The following is a 22,223-nucleotide window of genomic DNA, read 5'->3' on the forward strand; positions in this document are numbered from 1 at the left end:
GGTACTGCAGGGGGGACCCTGTGGGAGAGTAGGACGCCGCCGAACAATCATTCACAAAGAACCCCCATCCGGGAAACCGGATGGGGGTTCTTTGCATTTCCGGTGACGTATCGTCAGGGCATGGACGATCAGACAGCGGTCATTGCGAACAGTGTGCTCCGCCCCGAGCAGCGCGACGGCGCCCTGCGCGTTCTGGCGGACGCCCAGGCGGTGGACGGCCGGGCTGCCGTGTCCGAGCAGGGCCGGCTTCGGCTCCGTTCCTCGGACACGTCGCGCCCGGGTGTCAGCCACTTCATCGAGGTCGAGGTCGAGGTCGAGGCCGACACCGGGACCGAGGCCGACATCGAGGGCAAGCAGTCAGGCGCCGCCGTCGTCGGCTACGGGCAGCTCGAAGTCCAGGAGGGCCCCGCCGCCAACCCTGCCGCCAACCCCGCCGCCGAGCTGGTGGTCGACCCGGCCGCCCGCGGTCGCGGCCTGGCCCGGCCGCTGGTGGACGCGGTGCTGGGGGAGGCCCATCGGGCCGGCCGCGACGCGGTGGACTTCTGGGTGCACGGCGGTCACCCGGCGGCCCGGCACCTGGCGGGCCGGTACGGCGCCGAGCTGGTCCGCGAGCTGCGGCAGATGCGCCGCACCGGGCCGCAGACCGAGGCCGTCGCCGTACCGGAGGGCGTCGAGCTCCGGACCTTCCGCCCCGGGGAGGACGATGCCGAGTGGCTGCGGCTGAACGCGCTGGCCTTCGCCCACCACCCGGAGCAGGGTTCCTGGACGGAGCAGGACCTGGCCGAGCGGTTGGCCGAGCCCTGGTTCGACCCGGCCGGTTTCTTCCTCGCCACCCGGGACGGCAAGGTGGTCGGCTTCCACTGGACCAAGGTGCACCCGGCGACCGCCACCGAGTCGGCGCTCGGCGAGGTGTACGTGGTCGGGGTGGACCCGGCGGAGCAGGGCAGCGGTCTCGGCCGTGCCCTGACCGCTGCCGGTCTGCGCCACCTGACGGGCTCGGACGCCTCGGGCGCCGGCGAGCGTGGACTGGAGACGGTCCTGCTCTACGTCGACGCTGACAATCCGGCCGCTGTGCGGGTATATGAACGACTGGGGTTCACCATCCACGAGGTGGACCTCATGTACCGCGTCCAGTATCGAGAGGACCAAGCGGCCTAGCAGCCCGGCGGCCTAGCGGCTCCGGGCGGTCCGGGGCAAGGGGTCGGACGTCATCGGGCCTTGCCCCGACCGACTCAGCTTTCCTCCTGGCCATGCGGTGTTTACCGTGGATTCAATTGATGCCGCGAAGATCACAGGATGAAGTCCGTAGGGTCTCGCTCGTGCAGAGTCGACCGCCATGCGCCGGCCGGCCCTGTACGGACCGCGCCCGGCGGGTGGGCGTTGGCCCTGGGCGAGGACGACGGCCCGCACAGCCATTCGCGTCCGGACGCCGTCCTGCTGCTGGAGGAGCTGGAGCCCATGAGCATCCCCCGCCCCGTCTCTGCCCCGCTGTCCCCGCCGGCCAGGATGTCCGGTGCGCTGGGGATACCGCCGGAGCTGCCGGCCGAGGACGAGCAGGAGTTCGACGCACTGCCGCAGGGCCGCTTCCTGGACCGCGAGCGCAGCTGGCTCGCCTTCAACGAGCGGGTCCTGGAACTGGCCGAGGACCCGGGCATCCCGCTGCTGGAGCGGGCCAAGTTCCTCGCCATCTTCGCGAGCAACCTGGACGAGTTCTTCATGGTCCGGGTGGCCGGCCTGAAGCGCCGGATCGCGACGGGTGTCGCCCAGCGCAGCGCCTCCGGCCTGCAGCCGCGCGAGGTGCTGGACCTGATCTGGACCCGCTCGCGCGAGCTGATGGCGCGGCACGCCGCCGCCTTCCAGCAGGAGGTGCTGCCGGACCTCGCGACCGAGGGCATCGAGGTGGTCCGCTGGCCGGAGCTGGCGGAGAAGGAGCAGGCCCGGCTGCACACCCTGTTCCGGCAGAAGATCTTCCCGGTCCTCACCCCGCTGGCGGTCGACCCGGCGCACCCCTTCCCGTACATATCGGGACTCTCGCTCAACCTGGCCGTCGTGGTGCGCAACCCGGTGTCGGGGCACAAGCACTTCGCCCGGGTGAAGGTGCCGCAGTCGCTGGCCCGCTTCCTGGAGGCCTCGCCGCAGCGCTACGTCCCGCTGGAGGACGTGATGGGCGCGCACCTGGAGGAGCTGTTCCCGGGCATGGAGGTGCTCGCCCACCACGCCTTCCGGGTGACCCGCAACGAGGACCTGGAGGTGGAGGAGGACGACACCGAGAACATCCTCAAGGCCCTGGAGAAGGAGCTGATGCGGCGGCGCTTCGGCCCGCCGGTGCGGCTGGAGGTCGAGGAGTCGATCGACCCCTACATCCTGGACCTGCTGGTGCGGGAGCTGAACATCACCGAGGCGGAGGTCTTCCCGCTGCCCGGGCCGCTCGACCTGACCGGCCTGTTCGGGATCGCCGAACTGGACCGCCCGGAGCTGAAGTACCCGAAGTTCGTGGCGGGCACCGCCCGCGGGCTGACCGACGTCGAGTCGGCGTCCCAGCCGGACATCTTCGCCGCGATGCGCGAGCGGGACGTCCTGCTGCACCACCCGTACGACAGCTTCTCCACCTCGGTGCAGGCCTTCCTGGAGCAGGCCGCCGCCGACCCGGACGTCCTGGCGATCAAGCAGACGCTGTACCGCACCTCCGGTGACTCGCCGATCGTGGACGCGCTGATCGACGCGGCGGAGTCGGGCAAGCAGGTGCTGGTCCTGGTCGAGATCAAGGCGCGCTTCGACGAGCAGGCCAACATCAAGTGGGCCCGCAAGCTGGAGGAGTCCGGCTGCCACGTGGTCTACGGCCTGGTCGGGCTGAAGACGCACTGCAAGCTGTCGCTGGTGGTCCGCCAGGAGGGCGACACCCTGCGCCGCTACTCGCACGTCGGCACCGGCAACTACCACCCGAAGACCGCCCGGCTGTACGAGGACCTGGGGCTGCTGACCTCGGACCCGCAGGTCGGCGCCGACCTCTCGGACCTCTTCAACCGGCTGTCCGGCTACTCGCGCCGCGAGTCCTACCGCCGCCTGCTGACCGCCCCGCGCGGCCTGCGCGACGGGTTGGTCTCCCGGATCCACAACGAGATCGCCCACCACCGGGCCGGCCGGCCGGCGTACGTGAAGCTCAAGGTCAACTCGATCGTCGACGAGGCCCTGATCGACGCGCTGTACCGGGCCTCGCAGGCCGGTGTGCCGGTGGACGTCTGGGTGCGCGGGATCTGCGCGATCCGGCCGGGCGTGCCGGGGCTGAGCGAGAACGTCCGGGTCCGCAGCATCCTGGGCCGCTTCCTGGAGCACTCCCGGGTCTTCGTGTTCGGCAACAACGGCGATCCGGAGGTCTGGATCGGCAGCGCCGACATGATGCACCGCAACCTGGACCGCCGGATCGAGGCGCTGATGCGGATCACCGACCCGGCCCACCGGGCCGAGCTGTCCGGGCTGATCGACCTCGGGATGTCGGACGAGACCGAGTCCTGGCACCTGGGGCAGGACGGCGCGTGGACCCGCCACTCGCAGGACGCCGAGGGCCGGCCGCTGCGGCACGTCCAGGATCTGCTCATCGACTCGCGCCAGCGCCGCCGGGCCGCCGCCCCGCGCTGACGCGACCACTGATGCGAGCCGCTGGAACCGCAGGGGACCGGTTCCAGCGGTCGGCCACCAGCCCCGGGGGGACGAACCCGGGGGAACGGGGATCTACCACGCCATGACCGATGCGCCGATGACGGCCCAGGCGGCCGCCACAGCGACCGCCGGGGACATCCTCTCCAGCCACCTCACCGCCCAGGCTGGCGCGTTCCTGCGCGCCCTGCCGCTGGCGGTGGGCGAGGTCGGCGCCAGACCGGGGACGGCTGCGGTCATCCCGGCGGCCGGCACCGCCGACCTGCTGCGGGCGGTCCGGCGGATCGGCGGGCTGCTGCACACCTTCGGCTCCGTGTTCGAGCAGGCCTGGGCCCAGGAGTCGCGCACCGAACTGCGCTGGCTGCTCAACCTGCTGGCGCTGGAGCCCGGGTACGTCCGCCGCTCGGCCCGACTGCTGGGCGCGCTGGACTCGCTGAGCGGCAGCGACCCGGACGGGACGGGCATGCTGGCCGGGCACGCCGGGGCGCCCAAGGCGCGGGCGCTGCTCGACCGGCAGCTGACCCTGGCCCGGACCAGGGCGCACTCCTCGGTGCTCCAGGAGCTCCGGTCGGCCCGGCTGCACGCGCTGGCGGACCGGATGACGCTGCTGGTCGGCGAGGCGCCGCTGCTGGAGTCGGCGGGCGGCCGGGCGCCGGCGGTGCTGCTGCCGCAGGCGGCCGCCGCGTTCACGGCGCTGTCCGTGAGCGCCCAGCAGCTGCCGCTGCACCGGGCCGCCACGCCGTACGGCGGCGACGGGCTGCGCCGGCTGGGCGCCGTCCCGGCGGCGCGCGGCGCGGTGGACGCGGACACGGCGCTGGCGGCCGACGACGCGCCGTGGGCGCGGACGCGGATCCTGGTGAAGCGGGCCCGGTACGCGCTGGAGGTGTGCGGTCGCGGGTCCGCCGAGCTGGACGAGCTGGACGGGGTGCTGGGCCGGCACCAGGAGGCGGCGGACGCCGCGGTCACCGCGGCCACCGCGGCGCGGACCCCGCGGATCACCCCGGCGACCGCCTACGTGCTGGGCGTGGTGCATGCTGATCAGCGACTGGAGGTGGAGGCGGCGCGGTACGCCTTCGGCCGCCGGTGGCCCGACCTCCCGCCCGGTCCGGACGGCTGGCCGGACCTCCCCCCTGCCGAGGGCCGGGGGCATTCCCCCGCACCACGGACGGCCTGAATTGCGCGATCGCCTGAGCACCGGGCAGGCACGGGACGCAACCGCGACCGGGGCGGGGCACGCCCCGGTGATCCTGGCGGCGGGCGCGGTGCTGTGGCTGCCGGGCCGGCCGAAGAAGAGCGGCCGGCTGGGGCGGCCGCGGATCGCGGTGATCCACCGGCCCAAGTACGACGACTGGAGCCTGCCGAAGGGCAAGCTCGACCCGGGCGAGGGGGTGGTCGCGGCGGCGCTGCGCGAGGTGCGCGAGGAGACCGGGTTCGCCTGCCTGCTCGGTCCGGAGCTGCCGGCCCAGCACTACCTGGCGCAGGGCCGGCCGAAGGAGGTGCGCTACTGGGCGGCGGTGCCGGCGAGCGGGGCGTTCCGGCCGAACCGCGAGGTGGACCGGCTGGAGTGGCTGCCCGCCGGGAAGGCCCGCGCCCGGTTGACGCACGACCGCGACCGGTTGCTGGTCGACGCCCTACTGGCGATCCTGGGTGCGAAGCCCGTACGGGTGAGCGACCACCGGCGGTGAAGGAACGATGGAAGTGATCTCGTCGCGTCCTTGCCGTGACGCAACCGTGACTACCTGACGTAGTTTCCTGTCATCCTTTCGAGGTTCACTCTCCGTTCACTTGCGACCGGCTGTCGTGTCACCTACCCGGCCTAACTTCGGGTTTACCGGAGGGCCGAACGGGCCCCGGACCACAGCAGAACCCGCGCTCCGCCGTCCTCGCACGGCCCGCGCGACGGGCAATGCCACAGAAAGGGACACCCCTGTGAAGCTCCAGCGGAACGGCCGCTCCAAGGCCCTCGCCATCGGTGCCATGGCGCTCGTCAGCTCGCTGTCGCTCGCTGCCTGCGGCTCGGACGACAACGGTGCCAAGGCCACCGGTGGCTCCAGCGGCTCCGCTTCGGCCGCCGCGGTCAACTGTGGCAAGGGCGGGACGCTGCTCGCTGCGGGCTCGACGGCTCAGGCCAACGCGATCGACGTGTGGAAGACCACCTACGGCGCGTCCTGCTCCGGCACCACCGTCAACTACAGCGGTGGCGGCTCCGGCGCCGGTGTGCAGCAGTTCAACCAGGGCAAGGTCGCCTTCGCCGGCACCGACTTCGCGCTCAAGCCCGCCGACGTCGACGCTTCCAAGACGGTCTGCACCGGCGGCAAGGCGATCGACCTGCCGCTGGTCGCGGGTCTCGTCTCGCTGGTCTACAACGTCGACAACGTCGACAACCTGGTCCTGGACGGCCCGACCTCCGCCAAGATCTTCGACTCGCAGATCACCAAGTGGAACGACCCGGCGATCGCCGCCCTGAACCCGGGCGTCCAGCTGCCGGACGCCGAGATCCAGACCGTCCACCGCTCGGACGACTCCGGTACCTCGTACAACCTCACCTCCTACTTCGCCAAGACCTCCGGCGGCGCCTGGACCGCCGCGCCGGACAAGGCGTGGAAGGGCAAGGGCGGCCAGTCCGCCCAGGGCAGCGCCGGCGTCTCCGCGCAGATCAAGCAGGTCAAGAACTCCATCGGTTACGCCGAGCTGTCCTACGCGCAGAGCAACAACCTCAAGAGCGCCAAGATCGCCACCGGTGCGGCCAAGCCCGTCGAGGCGACCGCGGCCAACGCCGCCCTCACCTTCGCCTCCTCCACCGTCGTGGGCACCGACGGCGACCTCGCCCTCTCCCTGGACTACGGCACCAAGGCCGACAACGCCTACCCGATCGTCCTGGTGACCTACGAGATCGCCTGCGACAAGGGCAACAAGCCGGAGAACCTCGACAACCTCAAGTCCTTCCTGAACTACGCCATCAGCGACGGCGCTCAGAAGGCGATCGGCGACAAGGGCTACGTCCCGCTGCCCGCCGCGATCAGCGACAAGGTCAAGGCCGCCGTCTCCTCCCTGGCCTGACCCGACAGGAGCACCGGTGGGACGGCCCCGTGAGCGAGGGGGGCCGGGGTCGTCCCACCGGAACGCACCGACCCAGCACAACGTCCGGGGCACCGCCGCCATGGTGCCGTCCCCCTTCCGGGGCGGCACCACCAGACCGGAGTAGACAATGACTTCATCCTCCCCTGCCGCCCCGCGAGGCAGGGAACGCCGAACGCGCGACAGCCGTTTCGGCGACAAGATCTTCATGAACCTCGCCCGTGGTTCGGGCATCCTGCTGCTGGTCATCATGGCCGCGATCGCCGGCTTCCTGGCCTGGCGCGCGGGCCTGGCCCTCAGCACCAACGAGGGCAACTTCCTCACCACCTTCGAGTGGACGCCGGACGCCACGAAGCCGGTCTTCGGCATCGCCGTCCTGGCCTTCGGCACCCTCGTCAGCGCCGTCATCGCGATGACGATCGCCGTCCCGGTGGCCATCGGGATCGCGCTGTTCATCTCGCACTACGCGCCGCGGAAGATCGCCCAGCCGTTCGCCTTCCTGGTCGACCTGCTCGCCGCCGTCCCCAGCATCGTCTACGGCCTGTGGGGCGCGCTCTTCCTGGTCCCGCACATGGACGGCCTGACCAGCTGGCTCAACCAGTACCTCGGCTGGACGTACATCTTCGACCAGACCAAGACCGGTACCCCGCGCAACCTGTTCACCGTCGGCATCCTGCTGGCGATCATGGTCCTGCCGATCATCACGGCGGTCTCCCGCGAGGTGTTCCGCCAGGTGCCGCGGATGCAGGAGGAGGCGGCGCTCGCGCTCGGCGCGACCCGCTGGGAGATGATCCGCACCGCGGTGCTGCCGTTCGGCCGCCCCGGCATCATCTCGGCCTCGATGCTCGGCCTCGGGCGCGCGCTCGGCGAGACCATCGCGGTCGCGGTGGTGCTGTCCGCGAGCAACGTGCTCTCGCTGCACATCCTCGACGCGGGCGGCGGCACCTTCGCGCAGAACATCGCGCTGAAGTTCGCCGAGGCCGGCAACAACGGGCGCGACGCCCTGATGGCCTCCGGCCTCGTCCTGTTCGTCATCACCCTGCTGGTGAACGGCGCCGCGCGACTGATCATCGCCCGCCGCAAGGAGTACTCGGGGGCCAACGCATGACCGCGGCAACGACTTCCGTCACGGCCGACGCCCGGCTGATCAGCCGGTCGCTGACCGCCAACCGGCTGCCCAAGTGGGCCCCGGCCGTCATCGCGGTCGGCTCGATCGCGGTCGGCTGCGGGATCGGTGCCGTCGGCGGGCTGGAGAGCCACCTGCAGTGGGGCCTGATCTCGGCCCTGCTGTTCCTGCTGGTCAGCTACGGCGCCTCGGCCCAGGTCGAGGGCCGGCGCCAGGCCAAGGACCGGTTCGCCACCTCGGTGGTCTGGGTCGCCTTCATCCTGGCCGTGGTCCCGCTGATCTCCCTGACGGTCTACACGGTCCAGCAGGGCATCGGCGTGGTGAACGGGAACTTCCTGAGCCACTCGATGAAGGGCGTGATCGCCTCCGGCCCCGGCGGCGGCATCTACCACGCACTGCTCGGCACCATGCAGCAGGTCGCCCTGGCCACCGCGATGGCCGCCCCGGTGGGTCTGCTGACCGCCGTCTACCTGGTCGAGTACGGCCGGGGCAAGCTCGCCAAGGCCGTCACCTTCTTCGTCGACGTCATGACGGGCATCCCGTCGATCGTCGCCGGTCTGTTCATCCTGTCGCTCTGGAACATCGCCCTGGGCTTCAGCTACTCGGGCTTCTCGGGCAGCCTCGCGCTGGCGATCCTGATGATGCCGGTCGTGGTCCGGTCCACCGAGGAGATGCTCAAGCTCGTCCCGAACGAGCTGCGCGAGGCCTCGTACGCGCTCGGCGTGCCGAAGTGGAAGACCATCCTGCGGATCGTCCTCCCCACCGCGATCGGCGGCATCACCACCGGCGTGATGCTGGCGGTCGCCCGCATCACGGGCGAGACCGCCCCGGTGCTGATGCTGGTCTTCGGCGCCGACGCCATCAACAGCAACCCGTTCGACGGACCGCAGCAGTCCCTGCCGATGTACATCTGGCAGCAGTACTCAGTGGTCAACAACGACAACGGCTACGCCCGCGCCTGGGGCGCCGCGCTGGTGCTGATCGCCTTCGTGATGGGGCTCAACCTCATCGCCCGGGGCATCGCACGCTGGCGCTCGCCCAAGGGCGGACACTGAGCGACCGACTGACTGACGTACGAAGACAGACGAGAGAAGCAACGATCATGGCCAAGCGCATCGACGTCAGCGGACTGTCCGCCTACTACGGCACCACCAAGGCCATCGAGGACATCTCGATGAGCATCGAACCCCGCTCGGTGACCGCCTTCATCGGCCCCTCCGGCTGCGGCAAGTCCACCTTCCTGCGCACCCTCAACCGGATGCACGAGGTGATCCCCGGAGCCCGGGTCGAGGGCAAGGTGCTCCTGGACGACGAGAACCTCTACGGTTCGAACGTCGACCCGGTCGCCGTCCGCCGTTCGGTCGGCATGGTCTTCCAGCGCCCGAACCCGTTCCCGACCATGTCGATCTACGACAACGTGGTCGCCGGCCTCAAGCTCGCGGGCGTGCGCAAGAAGTCCGTCCTGGACGAGGTGGTGGAGCGCTCGCTGAAGGGCGCCAACCTCTGGAACGAGGTCCACACCCGGCTGAGCAAGCCGGGGGCCGGCCTCTCCGGCGGTCAGCAGCAGCGGCTGTGCATCGCCCGCGCCATCGCGGTCGAGCCGCAGGTCCTGCTGATGGACGAACCCTGCTCCGCGCTCGACCCGATCTCCACCCTCGCCATCGAGGACCTGATCGGCGAGCTGAAGTCGCAGTTCACCATCGTCATCGTGACCCACAACATGCAGCAGGCGGCCCGCGTCAGCGACCGCACCGCCTTCTTCAACCTGGCCGGTGTCGGCCAGCCGGGCAAGCTGGTCGAGCTGGACGACACCCAGCGGATCTTCTCCAACCCGTCGGTCCAGGCGACCGAGGACTACATCTCCGGCCGCTTCGGCTAGGCGGACCCCCGCCACCGGTCGACGGACCGCGGTGTCCGGAGGCGAACGGCGAGCACACAGGCTGCTCCGCGGTGCTGCATGGCGGTGCCGCCGTGGAGCATGAAGAAGGGCCCGCCCCCGAGATGTGGGGGCGGGCCCTGTCACGTGCGGGGCCGGTCAGCCCCAGAACAGGTGGGCGAACCAGTACACCAGCGCTGCGACGATGGCGGCCGCCGGCATCGTGATGAACCAGCCGAGCACGATGTTCTTGGCGACGCCCCAGCGCACCGCGCGGATCCGCTTGGTGGCCCCCGCGCCCATGATCGCCGCGGTGATCACGTGGGTGGTGGAGATCGGCGCCTTGAAGACGAACGAGGTGACGTACATGACCGTCGCGGCGGTGGCCTCGGCGGCGAAGCCCTGCGGCGGGTCCAGCTCGATGATCTTGCGTCCGAGCGTCCGCATGATCCGCCAGCCGCCCGCGTAGGTGCCCAGCGAGAGCATCGTGGCGCAGGAGATCTTCACCCACACCGGGATGCCCTCGCCGGAGTGGTGGCCGGAGATGGTGAGCGCCATCACCACGATGCCCATCGTCTTCTGGGCGTCCTGCAGGCCGTGCGCCAGCGCCATCGCGGCGGCCGAGGCGGTCTGGGCGACCCGGAAGTTGCGCTTGGCCTTGTGCGGGTTGGCCCGGCGGAAGATCCACAGGATCGCCAGCATCACCAGGAAGCCGCCGACCAGGCCGACCACCGGCGAGACGATCATCGGGATGACGATCTTGTCGAGGACGCCGCCCCAGATCACGTCGATGCCGCCGGCCATGGCCGCGCCCACCATGCCGCCGAACAGCGCGTGCGAGGAGGAGGACGGCAGGCCGAAGTACCAGGTGACCAGGTTCCAGGCGATCGCCCCGACCAGTGCGGCGAACAGGATCACCATGCCCCGGTCGCCGGTGGGCGTCTCGATGATCCCCTGGGATACGGTGTGCGCCACGCCGCTGCCGAGGAAGGCGCCGGCCAGGTTCATCACGGCGGCCATCGCCAGCGCGGCCCTGGGGGTCAGCGCCCGGGTGGAGACCGAGGTGGCGATCGCGTTCGCGGAGTCGTGGAAGCCGTTGGTGTAGGTGAAGAAGAACGCAACGCCGACGACGGCGATGAGTGCTGCCATGTCCACGAGGGTCAGGACTCCTTGACGGCGATGGTCTCCACCGTGTTGGCGACGTGCTCGAACGCGTCCGCCGCCTCCTCAAGGACGTCCACGACCTGCTTGAGCTTGAGCACCTCGATGGCGTCGTACTGGCCGGAGAACAGGTGGGCGAGCAGCTTGCGGTGGATCTGGTCGGCCTGGTTCTCCAGCCGGTTGACCTCGATCCAGTACTCGGTGAGGTTCGACATGCTGCGCAGGTTCGGCATCGCCTCGGCGGTGAGCTCGGCGGCCCGTGCCAGCACCTCGATCTGCTGCTCGATCCCCTTCGGCAGCGTCTGGATGTCGTAGAGGACGACCAGGTCGACGGCCTCCTCCATGAAGTCCATGATGTCGTCCAGCGACGAGGCGAGGTTGTAGATGTCCTCGCGGTCGAAGGGCGTGATGAAGGACGAGTTCAGCTGGTGGAACACGGCATGGGTGGTGTCGTCCCCGGCGTGCTCGGCGGCGCGCATGCGCTCGACGATCTCCGCGCGGGCCGACACGTCTGATCCCAGCAGTTCCAGCAGGAGCTTCGAACCGACGACGAGGTTCTCCGCGGCGGCAGAGAACATGTCGTAGAAGCTCGTCTCCTTCGGGGTCAGGCTAAAACGCACGGAAATCTCCGATGTGCGGGGTAGGGACTGAACGATGCTAGGTGCAACCAAGCGCAATCGCGCAAACGGGGTGGTGCCGGTGGAGGCGGAACCTCCCCTTCCGTTCGGCTGCCGCACCAGCTGACCCGGACCGCACACCCAGGTGCGGACGTGAGCCCCCAGTCTGACGGAACCTCGCCCGGATTGTCCCCGTGGTACGTGCGGAAGACCGGGGCGCCGCTCAGACGGGTGAACCACGCCGCGGCCCGTCCGCAGCCGGTCCGGAACCCTTCGGCACATGCCGCGTCGGCCGTCGGAACACCACGGACGGCCCCGGTGTTGGACACTGGTGGCCGACGCAGCCACCAGGCATCCAGACGAAGGCGGGCCGATGACCACGACGCAAGCGCGCACCGAGCCGGACCACGGGCACGGCACCGCCGCGCAGGCCGACGCACCCGCCGCCCCCGCGGCCGCCGCAGGGCATCAGGGCGGGCACGGCCCGCACGGCTACAGCGCGCAGAAGGACGCCCACCTCAAGCGGCTGCGCCGGATCGAGGGCCAGATCCGCGGCCTCCAGCGCATGGTCGACGAGGACGTCTACTGCATCGACGTGCTCACCCAGGTGTCGGCCAGCACCAAGGCGCTGCAGTCCTTCGCGCTCTCCCTGCTGGAGGAGCACCTGCGGCACTGCGTCGCGGCCGCCGCCGAGGAGGGCGGCGCCGAACTCGACGCCAAGGTCACGGAGGCCACCGCCGCGATCGGCCGACTGCTGCGCAGCTGAGGCCGGGCCCGGGCCGGGCGAGCGGGGGCGGCTGCAAAACGGCTAGGGCCTGTCCGGCGGATCTTGTCGGACAGGCCCTAGCCGTCGGCCCGCCGCCAGGACTCGCCGTCGGCCCGCCCCGGTTCGGCCCGGTCGAGCAGCACCTCGTCGATCCGCTCGGTCGGCAGCCGGTCGCCGGTGCTGGCCGTCGCGGCGATCATCAGCTCGCCGGCCAGATCAATCTCGTCGAGGGCCGCGTCGTCGTGGCCGCCGCTGCGGCCGCCCGTGGACGACACCACCTGCACCACCCCTTCAGTGCCTCGCCAGCCCGGGCGGCAGCCACCCGACGTCCAGCCTAGGCACTTCGGAGCCCGTCCACATGGCACGGACGGGCCATCTCGGCGCCGCCGAAACGGGTGACCGCCGCTCCCCGGGCAGCCACCCGCTCCGGCGGCGCCCCGGTTCGCCCCGGCGCCGGAGCCCTGCCCCGGCGGCCTACTTCGGGCTCTCCGAGGGCTTCATCGCGTAGATGTCCGAGGCCGGCGGCTCGGCCGCCTCCACCGGTTTGCCGAAGTCCGTCACCGAGGTGGTCGACGTCACCTTCACCTGGTCCTTGGCTTCCTTCGAACCGGCCACCCCGGCGAAGGTGAACACCTCGACCACCTTGCGCAGCCTGCCCTGGTCGTCCAGCCAGGCGTCGTACGGGACGTCCTTCACGGTGAAGGTCTGGGCCCCCATCCGCAGGCCGTCCCCGCCGCGGCCGCCGGTCGCGTCGGCCGCCTTGGCCAGGTCCAGGGTGCCGCGGTAGTGGTGCAGCGCCACTCCGTCGACGGTGTCGGTGCCGACCGCGTCCGCCTTCTGCGCCCCGCGCAGCGCGCCCGCCGCGGAGGCCGGGTCGGTGGCGCCGCTGCTGACCAGGTTGCCGTCCGGCAACTGGCGCACGTCCAGCTTGACCCACTTGCCCTCGGGCACCTTGGCGCCGCTGTTCTGCAGGTAGACGGTGCCCGGCAGGACCACCTCGACGATCTTCCCGGTGGTCGCCGCGCCCGGCGGCACCTGGACCTCCAGGCGGCCGATCCGCTTCACGTAGTCGTAGCCGCCCGTCCCGGTGAAGACGGCCTTCTTCTCGGACGACTCGGTGACCAACTCGGTGGCGGTGTGCGCGGCGCCGGTGCGGCCAGTGATGTCGGCGGTGTTGCGCACCGCCGTCAACGGGTCCGCGGCGAGCTGGTCGGGGGGGCCCGACTGCTGGTCGGAGGAGCCGCCGCCGGAGCCGGCCGCGCAGCCGGCGGACAGGCCGGCCAGGGCGGCGGCGAGCAGGGCGGCCCCGGCCGCCGCACGCAGATGCGGCAGCGGACGGCGCCCCGGCCGTCCGCTGCGCTGCTGGTCGGTCATCTTCATCCTCGCGACAACCCCCTCGGGCCCGACTGCCCTGCCGGACACCACCAGGTGGGCAGAGCTCTTTCCGGGCAAACGAGTTGAGCCGCAAAGGGTTACGCGGAAGGGGCCCTGTGGACGGCATCGCGCGCCGGGCGTCCGGCGCGTTACGGTGAACCACGTGCACAGTGAGCTGCCGGCCTCCCCCGGCACCGCCCGGATGCCCGAACACCGCGTCGCGGTCAGCGAGCGTGGTTCCTTCGCCTTCGCGACCTGCAGCTGCGGCTGGTTCTCACCGGCCCGCCGCTCGCGCGACCTGGCCCGGCGCGAGGGGGACGACCACCTCGCCCTCGCCGAGAGCGGCGACGGACCGGGGTAGCCGGGCCGGGCGGCTCACGCCGCCAGATCGGACTCCGGCGGCTGCTCCTCGGAACGCACCGTCCCGCGCTCGCGTCCGCGCCGCCGACCCCGCGGGCCGCCGCCGGCTCCGGCGCGCTCCGGCGCCCGGATCAGCGGGGCGAGGGCGGTCCGGCCCAGCGCGTGGCAGAGCGGGACCAGCACCGCCATCGCGATCGGCGCCAGCAGCAGCACCACCGCGGCGGCGAGCGCGAAGCCGCCGATCACGTCGGTCGGGTAGTGCACGCCCATGAACATCCGGCAGAAGCCCTGTAACAGGGCCAGGCCCCCGGCGATCCAGCCGAGCCGCCGGTTCACCAGGAACAGCGCCACCGCCACGCCCATCGTCATGGTCGAGTGGTCGCTGACGAAGGAGTGGGTGCCCGCCTTGCCGTCCACCAGCACCAACAGCCCGCTGTGGTCGACGAACGGGCGCGGGCGGTTCACGATCGCGGCGATCGGCAGGTTGGCCAGCTCGGCGATGGCGACGGAGAGCGGCACCCAGAGCAGCCCGGCGACGGCCACCGGCGCGTCCGGGCGGCGTCTCGCCTGTAGCCAGGCCACCAGGCCCAGCATCGCCAGGCCGATCAGGATGCCGTACTCACCGATCCACGAGACCAGGTGGTCCAGCCACTGCGGGGAGCGCTTGGCCAGACCGTTGACGGCGTAGAGCAGGCCGAGGTCGGGGTTGGTCGTGTCGGCAAGCGGCGTCGACACGCCGCACCTCCTTCTGGTCCGCTGCACCTGTTCGATCCGGTCGGGGCCCTCCCCGCGCGGGAAGCTGACGGTGGGCCATCGGGATCAACGCCATCGCCGGGGCACAGCGTTCCACGGAAACGCGCGGTTATGGAAACTTGACTCAGCGTCCACAGGGCACTCACACCTCGGGGCCTGGGGCGGCTCAGTTCCTCGCCGCCCGCCGCCCCGCCCCGGCGGGGTCCGGGCCGGCCGGGGCGGGCGGCGCGGCGGCCGCGGGCGGTCCGGCGGCGGGCGGGGTGGGGGCGGTGCTCGGGGTCGCCAGGGCCGCCGGCGCCACCGGGGCCGACGGGGTGGTCGGTGCGGCCGGGCCGGTCGGCGCCGTCGTGCCCGGGCGGCTCGGGGCGCTCACGGAACCGTCCGCGTTGCGACTCGGCAGCGCCTGGGCGCCGTCCGAGGTGACCCGGGTCGCGCCGATGTACTCCCTGGTGTCGATCTTGTCGTAGCGGATCACCGCGCCGGTGTGCGGCGCGTTGATCATGTAACCGCCGCCGACGTAGATCCCGACGTGGTGGATACTCCGCGGATCGTTCAGGTCCGTTGCCCAGAACACCAGGTCGCCCGGTCGCAGCTGATCGCGCGACGGGTGCGGCCCGGCGTACCACTGGTCGTTCGCCACCCGGGGCAGGGCGATGCCCACGCTGGCGTACGCCGCCTGGGTCAGGCCCGAGCAGTCGAACCGCCCGTTCTGCGAGGGCAGCCCCTCCCCGCCCCACAGGTACGGCGTCCCGAGCTTGCTCTGGGCGAAGTAGATCGCCCCGGCCGACTGCCCGGACACCTCCACCGGCGCCGTGGGCACGGTGAAGCTGCGGGCCATCGCCTGAATGTTCCTCACATAGCCCTGGGTCTCCTTGTACGGCGGCACCCCGTTGTACTTGGTCACCGCGTACGGGCCGGCGTTGTAGGCGGCCAGCAGGTTGGCCTGCCGGTCGCCCGGGACCTTGGCGACGTCCTTCGCGAGCGCGCAGTCGAAGGTCGCCGCCGAGGCGATCGCGTCCAGCGGGTCCCAGACGTCCTTCCGGCCGTCCCCATTGGCGTCCGTGCCGTACGCCGCCCAGGTATCGGGCATGAACTGCGCCATTCCCTGTGCCCCGACGCCCGATTGGGCCTTCGGATCGAAACCGCTTTCCTGGTACAGCTGTGCCGCGAGCATCGGCGGCGAGATCTCCGGGCAGAGCGCGCCCCACTGCTGGATCGGCGCCTGGAACGCCGCCGGGACCGTCCCCGGCGAGAGCGCGGCGCGATTCGCCGACTGCTGCGGCGTCCCGCTCGCCGCGAACGTCCCCACCGTCACCAGGCCGAGGAGCCCGAACGTCACAACTCCCGCAGCAGCGGCGGCCGTACCGGCCTTCCGGAGTACCATCAGCACCATCCCGACGAATCGTCAGTCGAAGTGTTCCGGAAGGCGTTGCTCACCGCAATCATCAGAGATACAAAGAGTGAGCGCTATCCTTCGTACGGTGGACATCCTCGCGTACGTGTCCGATGCCTCACCACCAATCCGCGAGAAGTAGCCAAGTCGACATCAGATCTGGCCAAGAATAGGTACCGCCCCTTCGCGCGGGCGGGGTCAGGGCCCTTGAATTTGCCTGATCGGGCGGTGAGATGGAAATGAACCTGAGCAGCGTGCACACGAACGCGATCGGCCACCTGGCCGAAGACCCTCCAAAGAAGCCGAATATCGACACCATCATCGGCGGGATCGCCCCGGACTGGGGCCCGTTCGCGACACTCGGGTCGGAGGCCAGGGTGATGGTCGAGGTCATCATGGCCGTCGCCATCCTCATCTGCCTCGGCATCGCCGTCTGGGGGGCGGCCAAACAGCGGATCGGTGCGACCGCGATGCGCGACAGCTTCGGCGCCGAACAGGGCAAGGGGCTGATCGTCGCCGGCCTGACCGGCGTGTTCATCATTGGATCACTCGGCACTCTGTTCACCATTGTCTACGGCATGGCGATCTGACGATCGGACAGCAGTGGCCAGGCCCGCCCCGCGGTCAGGTCTCCCGTCCGGACCACCCCGAGCCCACCCGCCAGTAGTCCACCCCCCGTTCCCACCCTCCGTCCGCGCCCGCCCCCGGCCGGAGGGCCCCCGGAGCCCCCCGGCTCCCCGCACCAGGAGGGCCGCCGTGCCGTTGTCCGACGACCAGCCGCACACCCGTACGCGGCTGCCGGTCGGCGAACAGCCCTCCTCCCAGCCGGCCCAGCGCCAGGCCCGGCCGCTCCGCACCCTGCTGACCGTCCTCGTCGTCGTCACCCTGCTCGTCGTGGCCATCTCCATCGCCAACCGCGACAAAGCCGACCCCGGCAGCACCAGCCGCTCCGCCGACCGCGCCGCCCCCACCGCGCCCGCCGGCGCCGGCCCCGCCCCCAGCGGCGACCAGCCCGTCGGCACCACCGTCAACGGCATCGGATCCGGCTACCCGCACACCGACCAGGGCGCCCAGTCCGCCGCCGCCAACTACGCGGTGGCGATCGGCTCCGCCGACATGTTCCGTGCCGACAGCCGCCACACCATCGTCGCCACCATCGCCGACCCGGGCGCGGCCCCGGGCCTGCAGAGCCGGCTGGACCAGGGGTTCGGCGGCGACACCGCCGCCCGCTACGGCCTCGACGCCCAGGGCCGCGCGCCCAAGGGCCTCACCTTCGTCAGCCGCACCGTCCCGGTCGGCGCCAAGTCGACCGGCTACAGCGACGGCGACGCCAAGGTCGAGGTCTGGTGCACCGGCCTCACCGGCCTCGCCGGCGAACACTCCGTCCAGCCCGTGACGACGAGCTGGTTCACCCTCACGCTCTCGCTCCACTGGACGGGCAGCGACTGGAAGCTCACCGACTTCACCAGCAAGCAGGGTCCCGCACCGATGCCGGGGGACCAGCAGGCCGCCACCGCCGACGAGATCACCGGCGCCGTCCAGCAGTTCGGGGGGTTCCGCTATGCCCGTTGACCAGACCTCGCACCGCTCCACCACACGCCGAGCGGGCACACTGGCGGGCGCGTTCGCCGCCCTGCAGGTCGCGGCGCTGCTGGGGGCCCAGCGGGTGTTCGCCGAGCCGTCACCGACGGCCACGCCGACGCCGGGTGCCACGCCGAGCGCCAACTGCCCTGACCTACCGATCTCCGGCAACGGGATTCTCTGCGTGGACAAGCCGGGCATCGGCTCGCTCCCGGGGAGCGGCACCGTCGGGAGTGTGACCGATCCGCTGGGGTCGTTGGCCAAGGGGTGTGCCCAGGCGGCGGCCTGGGTGGTGCGGAAGCTGTCGAGCGCGATCGACGGGACGACGCAGGTGGACTTCACCAATGCGTCGTTCCTGCAGCAGTACGCGGTGGTGTTCGCCGTGTCGACGGTGATCACGCTGGTGCTGTGGCTGCTGGCGGTGACGAAGCGGGCGGTGCGGGGGGCGCCGTTGGCGACGGCGTTCACGGAGGCGATCGGCTTCCTGTGGCTGACCGTCGTGGCGTCCGCGTTCACGCCGCTGATCCTCTTCACCGTGGTGAGCGTGACGGACGGGCTGACCAAGGCGATCGCGGTGGGGACGAAGTCGGACACCGGGTCGTACCTGGGGGCGTTCGCCGACACCCTGGAGAAGGGGGACATGGGCGGCGGCCCGCTGATCCTGATCATCGTGTCGCTGGTGGCGGTGCTGGCGGCGGCGGTGCTCTGGATCGAGCTGCTGATCCGGGCGGCGATGCTGTACGTGGGCGCGCTGCTGGGTACGGCGGTGTACGCGGGGCTGGTGGACAAGCAGCTGTGGAAGCACGTGCGCCGGTGGGCGGGGGTGATGGTGGCGGTGGACCTGGCGAAGCCGATCATCGTGGTCATCCTGGGCCTGGCGGGTGCGGTGGCGACGGGGGCCGGGGCCAACGACGACTTCGCGCGGGTGCTGTCGGGGCTGGCGATCCTGTTCCTGTCGATCTTCGCGAGCGCCGCGGTGTACCGCTTCGTGCCGGGCTTCGGCGACGAGATCATGAACATGCGTCATGCCCGGGCGAGTGCGGTGTCGGCCGGTTCGGCGATGATCAACGGCACCGCGAACCTGATGAAGCAGGGCATCACCACCCACGGCGACCGCGGGCCGGTCGGTGCGGGTGGTGGCGGCGGGGGTGCGGGCGGCGGTTCGGTCGCGCCGGGCATCGCCGCGCACGCCGGCCGGACGCCGGCGCCACCACCGCAGGCCGGGCCTCCGCAGACCTCGGTTCCGATCCGCGACAGCAACTCAGCGAAGGGAGGGTGACGGGTAAGTGAGCAGCGAACCGCTCGGCCAGTACGGGGCCCAGTACGCCCAGCCGTACGTGCACCAGCGCCGCACCTACCTGATCGGCAAGGCCCGCCCGAACGCGCCGATCGGCCGGAACCGGGAGTCCGGCGAGATCGTCCTGATCATCTTCGGCGCGTTCCTCGGCATGCTCTGGGGCCTGCTGATGCCGATCCTGCCGCTGCGGATCGGCGGCCTGATCGGCCTGCCCATGGTGGCCATCGCGGCGGTCTACGTGCCGTACCGCAAACGGACGTTCTACAAGTGGGCGGAGATCAACCGCACCTACCGCCGGACGGTCCGGAGCGGCCGGTCGGTGTGGCGCTCGGACGTGATGGACGCCGGCACCCGGATGGACGGCCGGGAGGTGGAGGTCGGCCCGCCGCCCGGGGTGGGGCGGCTGCGCTGGCTGACCGCGCCGTTCGGGCCGGACGAGGTCGGCGTGCTGATGCACCTGGAGCGGCGGACGGTGACGGCCGCGATCGAGATCGAGGGCCCCGGTGTCGGCCTGCGCGACTCGGAGGACCAGGAGGCGCTGGTCGACCGGTTCGGCACGCTGCTGAAGCACGTCGCCAACGGGGACGGCTTCGTGACCCGGCTGCAGATCCTGGCCCGGACGCTGCCGGCCGACCCGGACGCGCACGCCAAGGACGTCGAGCGGCGCGGGGACCACGACGCGCCGCGCTGGCTGCAGGACTCGTACGACCAACTGCAGTCGATGGTGTCGACCTCCTCGGAGCAGCACCGGGCGTACCTGGTGGCCTGCATGCACTACACCCGCGACCTGGCGGCCGAGGCGCACGCGATGGGCCACAGTGCCTATGAACAGCGTGCGACCGGTCGGCGGGCCCGGGACGACGAGGGGCTGGCGGCCGTGATGGCGCGCGAGCTGACCGACATCTGCGCCCGCCTGGCGGAGGCGGACATCCGGGTGCGCCAGCCGCTGGGGCAGGCCCGGCTCTCCTCGCTGCTGCACTCGATGTACGACCCGGACCACCCGATCGACCACATCCAGGCGATGTCCCGGCGCAACGCCTGGCCGGCCGAGCTGGACGCGACCCACCCGCAGTTCCTGCAGGCGAAGACGCGCGAGTCGGCGACCAGGGAGCCGTGGTGCCACGCCACCGCGTGGATCAAGGAGTGGCCGCTGACCCCGGTGGGGGTCAACTTCCTGGCGCCGCTGCTGGTGCACACCCCGGACGTGATCCGGACGGTCGCGGTGACGATGGACCTGGAGCCCACCGACGTCGCGATCGAGCGGATGCTGACCGAGAAGACCAACGACGAGGCGGAGGCCAGCCGGGCGGCCAAGATGAACCGGACGGTCGACCCGCGCGACCTGGCCCACACCGGCCGGGTGGACCAGCGCGGCGACGACCTGGCCTCCGGTGCGGCCGGCGTGAACCTGGTCGGCTACATCACGGTGTCCTCGCGCAACCCCGACGCGCTGGCCCGGGACAAGCGCACCATCCGGGCCTCGGCCGGCAAGAGCTACCTCAAGCTGGAGTGGTGCGACCGCGAGCACCACCGGGCGTTCGTCAACACCCTGCCGTTCGCGACCGGCATCCGCCGCTGACACCCGGTCCGCACCGCTCCACCACCGCCCGTCGACCAGACCAGGAGGCCGTACATGGCGCTCGGCAACCTCTCCGAGGCGTTCACCAGCCTGATGTTCGGCAAGGTGGAGACCACCCGGCTGCCGGTGCGCACCTCCACCGGCCAGGCGCAGGCGGTCTACCTGCCCACCGCCGCGCCGGGGCTGGGCGACTCGGGCGTGATCATCGGCCGTGAGGTGTACAGCGGCAAGGGGTACGTCTACGACCCCTTCCAGCTGTACGGCCAGCAGCTGCCGGCCCCGCACTGGCTGGTGCTCGGTGAGTCCGGCAACGGCAAGTCGGCGCTGGAGAAGACGTACGTGCTGCGGCAGTTGAGGTTCCGCGACCGGCAGGTCGTGGTGCTCGACGCGCAGGGCGAGGACGGCGTCGGCGAGTGGAACCTGATCGCCAACGCGCTGGGCATAAAGTCGATCCGGCTCGACCCGATGGCAGCCCGGGACGGCGGGGTGAAGCTCAACCCGCTGGACCCGGCGATCACCCAGACCGGCCAGCTGTCGCTGCTGCGCACCATCGTCGAGGTGGCGATGGGGCGCGGCCTGGAGGAGCGGGCCGGGTTCGCGCTGAAGGCCGCGCACGCCCATGTGGTGGCCACGGTGAAGGACCGTCAGCCGGTGCTCGACGACATCATCGACACCCTGCGCAGCCCCGAGCTGTCCTCGGTGGAGTCGCTGGGCGTGGCGGTGGACGAGGTGCAGTCCTGGGGCCTGGACGTGGCGCTGGTGCTGGACCGCCTGGTCGACGGCGACCTGCGCGGCATGTTCGACGGGTCGACCACCGACGGCATCGACCTGGACGCGCCGCTGATCGTCTTCGACCTCTCGCACATCGACCGCAACTCGATCGCGATGCCGATCCTGATGGCGATCGTCGGCGTGTGGCTGGAGCACACCTGGATCCGGCCGGACCGGAAGAAGCGCATCTTCCTGGTCGAGGAGGCCTGGCACATCATCAACAGCCCGTTCGTGGCGCAGCTGTTCCAGCGGCTGCTGAAGTTCGGCCGCCGGCTCGGGCTCTCGTTCGTCGCGGTGGTGCACCACCTGTCGGACGTGGTGGACGGCGCGGCGGCCAAGGAGGCGTCGGCGATCCTGAAGATGGCCTCCACCCGGACGATCTACATGCAGAAGGCGGAGGAGGCGCGGGCCACCGGCCGGGTGCTGGGGCTGCCGCGCTGGGCGGTGGAGATCATTCCCACCCTGTCGCCGGGCATCGCGGTCTGGGACGTCAACGGCAACGTGCAGGTGGTCAAGCACATCATCACCGAGGCCGAGCGGCCGCTGGTGTACACCGACCGTGCGATGACCGAGGACGCGGTGGCCGAACGGGACCGGGCTGAGCGGCAGTTGGCGGCCGAGCCGGGAGTCTGAGCGGCAGGCCGGGGGGTCTGGCCGGTTCCGGCCGGGGGTCTGGGCGGGCTGGGACGGTGGCGCCGGCCCTGGTCGGACGGCGACGGTTCGTCAGTAGGTAATCCTCTCGTTACGTTCAACGTCCTGACAGCTACGCGCGTTGACTCTAGGCTGCACAGGCGCAACACATCGCCCAGACGCCCGGTCCAGTCCACAGCGGGCGCT

21 protein-coding genes are annotated in these 22,223 nt (G+C 71.3%); 15 read left to right on the plus strand and 6 right to left on the minus strand.

Going from position 1 to position 22,223, the window contains the following annotated elements:
* The first annotated feature begins 120 nt into the window (after nt 1-120).
* From mshD to pstB, 8 genes are all read left to right on the plus strand, one after another.
* On the plus strand, nt 121-1,158 hold the full coding sequence (mshD, locus tag ACIPLC_RS31200) for a mycothiol synthase (protein WP_400476393.1): 1,038 nt from the start codon (nt 121-123) through the stop codon (nt 1,156-1,158).
* Between the two features lie 300 nt (nt 1,159-1,458).
* Nucleotides 1,459-3,636, plus strand: coding sequence for an RNA degradosome polyphosphate kinase (locus tag ACIPLC_RS31205; RefSeq protein ID WP_400476445.1), 2,178 nt, complete (start codon nt 1,459-1,461; stop codon nt 3,634-3,636).
* 103 nt (nt 3,637-3,739) lie between these two features.
* Complete coding sequence (locus ACIPLC_RS31210) at nt 3,740-4,828, plus strand: CHAD domain-containing protein (protein ID WP_400476394.1); 1,089 nt, start codon at nt 3,740-3,742, stop codon at nt 4,826-4,828.
* 67 nt (nt 4,829-4,895) lie between these two features.
* Nucleotides 4,896-5,339, plus strand: coding sequence for an NUDIX hydrolase (locus ACIPLC_RS31215; protein WP_400476446.1), 444 nt, complete (start codon nt 4,896-4,898; stop codon nt 5,337-5,339).
* A gap of 244 nt (nt 5,340-5,583) precedes the next feature.
* The gene (gene pstS, locus ACIPLC_RS31220) at nt 5,584-6,714 is read left to right on the plus strand and encodes a phosphate ABC transporter substrate-binding protein PstS (protein ID WP_400476395.1); all 1,131 of its coding nucleotides are present in this window, start codon (nt 5,584-5,586) and stop codon (nt 6,712-6,714) included.
* A 148-nt stretch (nt 6,715-6,862) separates the two neighbouring features.
* A complete protein-coding gene (gene pstC, locus ACIPLC_RS31225; RefSeq protein ID WP_400476396.1) occupies nt 6,863-7,840 on the plus strand; it encodes a phosphate ABC transporter permease subunit PstC in 978 nt (325 codons plus the stop codon).
* A complete protein-coding gene (gene pstA / locus ACIPLC_RS31230) occupies nt 7,837-8,913 on the plus strand; it encodes a phosphate ABC transporter permease PstA (protein WP_400476397.1) in 1,077 nt (358 codons plus the stop codon). The genes pstC and pstA overlap by 4 nt, the downstream gene beginning before the upstream one ends.
* Nucleotides 8,914-8,960: 47 nt before the next feature.
* The gene (gene pstB / locus ACIPLC_RS31235) at nt 8,961-9,737 is read left to right on the plus strand and encodes a phosphate ABC transporter ATP-binding protein PstB (RefSeq protein WP_400476398.1); all 777 of its coding nucleotides are present in this window, start codon (nt 8,961-8,963) and stop codon (nt 9,735-9,737) included.
* 156 nt (nt 9,738-9,893) lie between these two features.
* On the opposite strand, the gene ACIPLC_RS31240 is transcribed toward pstB, so the two are convergent.
* Nucleotides 9,894-10,889, minus strand: a complete 996-nt coding sequence (locus ACIPLC_RS31240) for an inorganic phosphate transporter (RefSeq protein ID WP_063348283.1) — start codon at nt 10,887-10,889, stop codon at nt 9,894-9,896.
* Between the two features lie 5 nt (nt 10,890-10,894).
* Entirely contained in the window at nt 10,895-11,515 is a 621-nt protein-coding gene (locus ACIPLC_RS31245; protein WP_063348282.1) for a DUF47 domain-containing protein, read from the minus strand.
* Nucleotides 11,516-11,885: 370 nt separating this feature from the next.
* Here ACIPLC_RS31245 and ACIPLC_RS31250 point away from each other — a divergent pair, with 370 nt between their 5' ends.
* Nucleotides 11,886-12,278, plus strand: a complete 393-nt coding sequence (locus tag ACIPLC_RS31250) for a metal-sensitive transcriptional regulator (protein ID WP_400476399.1) — start codon at nt 11,886-11,888, stop codon at nt 12,276-12,278.
* A 77-nt stretch (nt 12,279-12,355) separates the two neighbouring features.
* Here the strand turns inward: ACIPLC_RS31250 and ACIPLC_RS31255 are convergent, their stop codons facing one another.
* Together ACIPLC_RS31255 and ACIPLC_RS31260 are read right to left on the minus strand one after the other, a co-directional pair.
* On the minus strand, nt 12,356-12,556 hold the full coding sequence (locus ACIPLC_RS31255) for a hypothetical protein (RefSeq protein WP_400476400.1): 201 nt from the start codon (nt 12,554-12,556) through the stop codon (nt 12,356-12,358).
* 196 nt (nt 12,557-12,752) lie between these two features.
* Nucleotides 12,753-13,652 (minus strand): hypothetical protein, encoded by a 900-nt coding sequence (locus tag ACIPLC_RS31260; protein ID WP_400476401.1) that lies wholly within the window; start codon nt 13,650-13,652, stop codon nt 12,753-12,755.
* A gap of 163 nt (nt 13,653-13,815) precedes the next feature.
* Here ACIPLC_RS31260 and ACIPLC_RS31265 point away from each other — a divergent pair, with 163 nt between their 5' ends.
* Nucleotides 13,816-14,013: a hypothetical protein gene (locus ACIPLC_RS31265; protein ID WP_400476402.1), complete on the plus strand. Its 198-nt coding sequence runs from the start codon at nt 13,816-13,818 to the stop codon at nt 14,011-14,013.
* Nucleotides 14,014-14,027: 14 nt separating this feature from the next.
* On the opposite strand, the gene ACIPLC_RS31270 is transcribed toward ACIPLC_RS31265, so the two are convergent.
* Together ACIPLC_RS31270 and ACIPLC_RS31275 are read right to left on the minus strand one after the other, a co-directional pair.
* Nucleotides 14,028-14,747, minus strand: a complete 720-nt coding sequence (locus ACIPLC_RS31270; protein ID WP_400476403.1) for a phosphatase PAP2 family protein — start codon at nt 14,745-14,747, stop codon at nt 14,028-14,030.
* A gap of 184 nt (nt 14,748-14,931) precedes the next feature.
* The gene (locus ACIPLC_RS31275) at nt 14,932-16,158 is read right to left on the minus strand and encodes an NlpC/P60 family protein (protein ID WP_400476404.1); all 1,227 of its coding nucleotides are present in this window, start codon (nt 16,156-16,158) and stop codon (nt 14,932-14,934) included.
* 239 nt (nt 16,159-16,397) lie between these two features.
* Here ACIPLC_RS31275 and ACIPLC_RS31280 point away from each other — a divergent pair, with 239 nt between their 5' ends.
* The 5 genes from ACIPLC_RS31280 to ACIPLC_RS31300 all read left to right on the plus strand — a co-directional run bounded on the left by ACIPLC_RS31280 (nt 16,398) and on the right by ACIPLC_RS31300 (nt 22,019).
* Nucleotides 16,398-16,748 (plus strand): hypothetical protein, encoded by a 351-nt coding sequence (locus ACIPLC_RS31280; protein ID WP_350885142.1) that lies wholly within the window; start codon nt 16,398-16,400, stop codon nt 16,746-16,748.
* A gap of 166 nt (nt 16,749-16,914) precedes the next feature.
* Complete coding sequence (locus ACIPLC_RS31285) at nt 16,915-17,730, plus strand: hypothetical protein (protein WP_400476405.1); 816 nt, start codon at nt 16,915-16,917, stop codon at nt 17,728-17,730.
* Nucleotides 17,720-19,018 (plus strand): hypothetical protein, encoded by a 1,299-nt coding sequence (locus tag ACIPLC_RS31290; RefSeq protein ID WP_400476406.1) that lies wholly within the window; start codon nt 17,720-17,722, stop codon nt 19,016-19,018. The genes ACIPLC_RS31285 and ACIPLC_RS31290 overlap by 11 nt, the downstream gene beginning before the upstream one ends.
* A gap of 7 nt (nt 19,019-19,025) precedes the next feature.
* Nucleotides 19,026-20,615, plus strand: a complete 1,590-nt coding sequence (locus tag ACIPLC_RS31295; RefSeq protein WP_400476407.1) for an SCO6880 family protein — start codon at nt 19,026-19,028, stop codon at nt 20,613-20,615.
* A 54-nt stretch (nt 20,616-20,669) separates the two neighbouring features.
* Complete coding sequence (locus ACIPLC_RS31300) at nt 20,670-22,019, plus strand: ATP-binding protein (RefSeq protein WP_350885150.1); 1,350 nt, start codon at nt 20,670-20,672, stop codon at nt 22,017-22,019.
* Nucleotides 22,020-22,223: the final 204 nt, after the last annotated feature.

This window comes from Kitasatospora sp. NPDC086801 (genome assembly GCF_044745805.1).
Taxonomy (GTDB): domain Bacteria; phylum Actinomycetota; class Actinomycetes; order Streptomycetales; family Streptomycetaceae; genus Kitasatospora.

Bases quoted from the DNA above. Each gene is read 5' to 3' on its own strand.
- mshD (WP_400476393.1), top strand. From the start codon at position 121: ATGGACGATCAGACAGCGGTCATTGCGAACAGTGTGCTCCGCCCCGAG.
- ACIPLC_RS31205 (WP_400476445.1), top strand. From the start codon at position 1,459: ATGAGCATCCCCCGCCCCGTCTCTGCCCCGCTGTCCCCGCCGGCCAGG.
- ACIPLC_RS31210 (WP_400476394.1), top strand. From the start codon at position 3,740: ATGACCGATGCGCCGATGACGGCCCAGGCGGCCGCCACAGCGACCGCC.
- pstC (WP_400476396.1), top strand. From the start codon at position 6,863: ATGACTTCATCCTCCCCTGCCGCCCCGCGAGGCAGGGAACGCCGAACG.
- pstA (WP_400476397.1), top strand. From the start codon at position 7,837: ATGACCGCGGCAACGACTTCCGTCACGGCCGACGCCCGGCTGATCAGC.
- pstB (WP_400476398.1), top strand. From the start codon at position 8,961: ATGGCCAAGCGCATCGACGTCAGCGGACTGTCCGCCTACTACGGCACC.
- ACIPLC_RS31250 (WP_400476399.1), top strand. From the start codon at position 11,886: ATGACCACGACGCAAGCGCGCACCGAGCCGGACCACGGGCACGGCACC.
- ACIPLC_RS31260 (WP_400476401.1), bottom strand. From the start codon at position 13,652: ATGACCGACCAGCAGCGCAGCGGACGGCCGGGGCGCCGTCCGCTGCCG.
- ACIPLC_RS31275 (WP_400476404.1), bottom strand. From the start codon at position 16,158: ATGGTGCTGATGGTACTCCGGAAGGCCGGTACGGCCGCCGCTGCTGCG.
- ACIPLC_RS31280 (WP_350885142.1), top strand. From the start codon at position 16,398: ATGAACCTGAGCAGCGTGCACACGAACGCGATCGGCCACCTGGCCGAA.
- ACIPLC_RS31290 (WP_400476406.1), top strand. From the start codon at position 17,720: ATGCCCGTTGACCAGACCTCGCACCGCTCCACCACACGCCGAGCGGGC.
- ACIPLC_RS31300 (WP_350885150.1), top strand. From the start codon at position 20,670: ATGGCGCTCGGCAACCTCTCCGAGGCGTTCACCAGCCTGATGTTCGGC.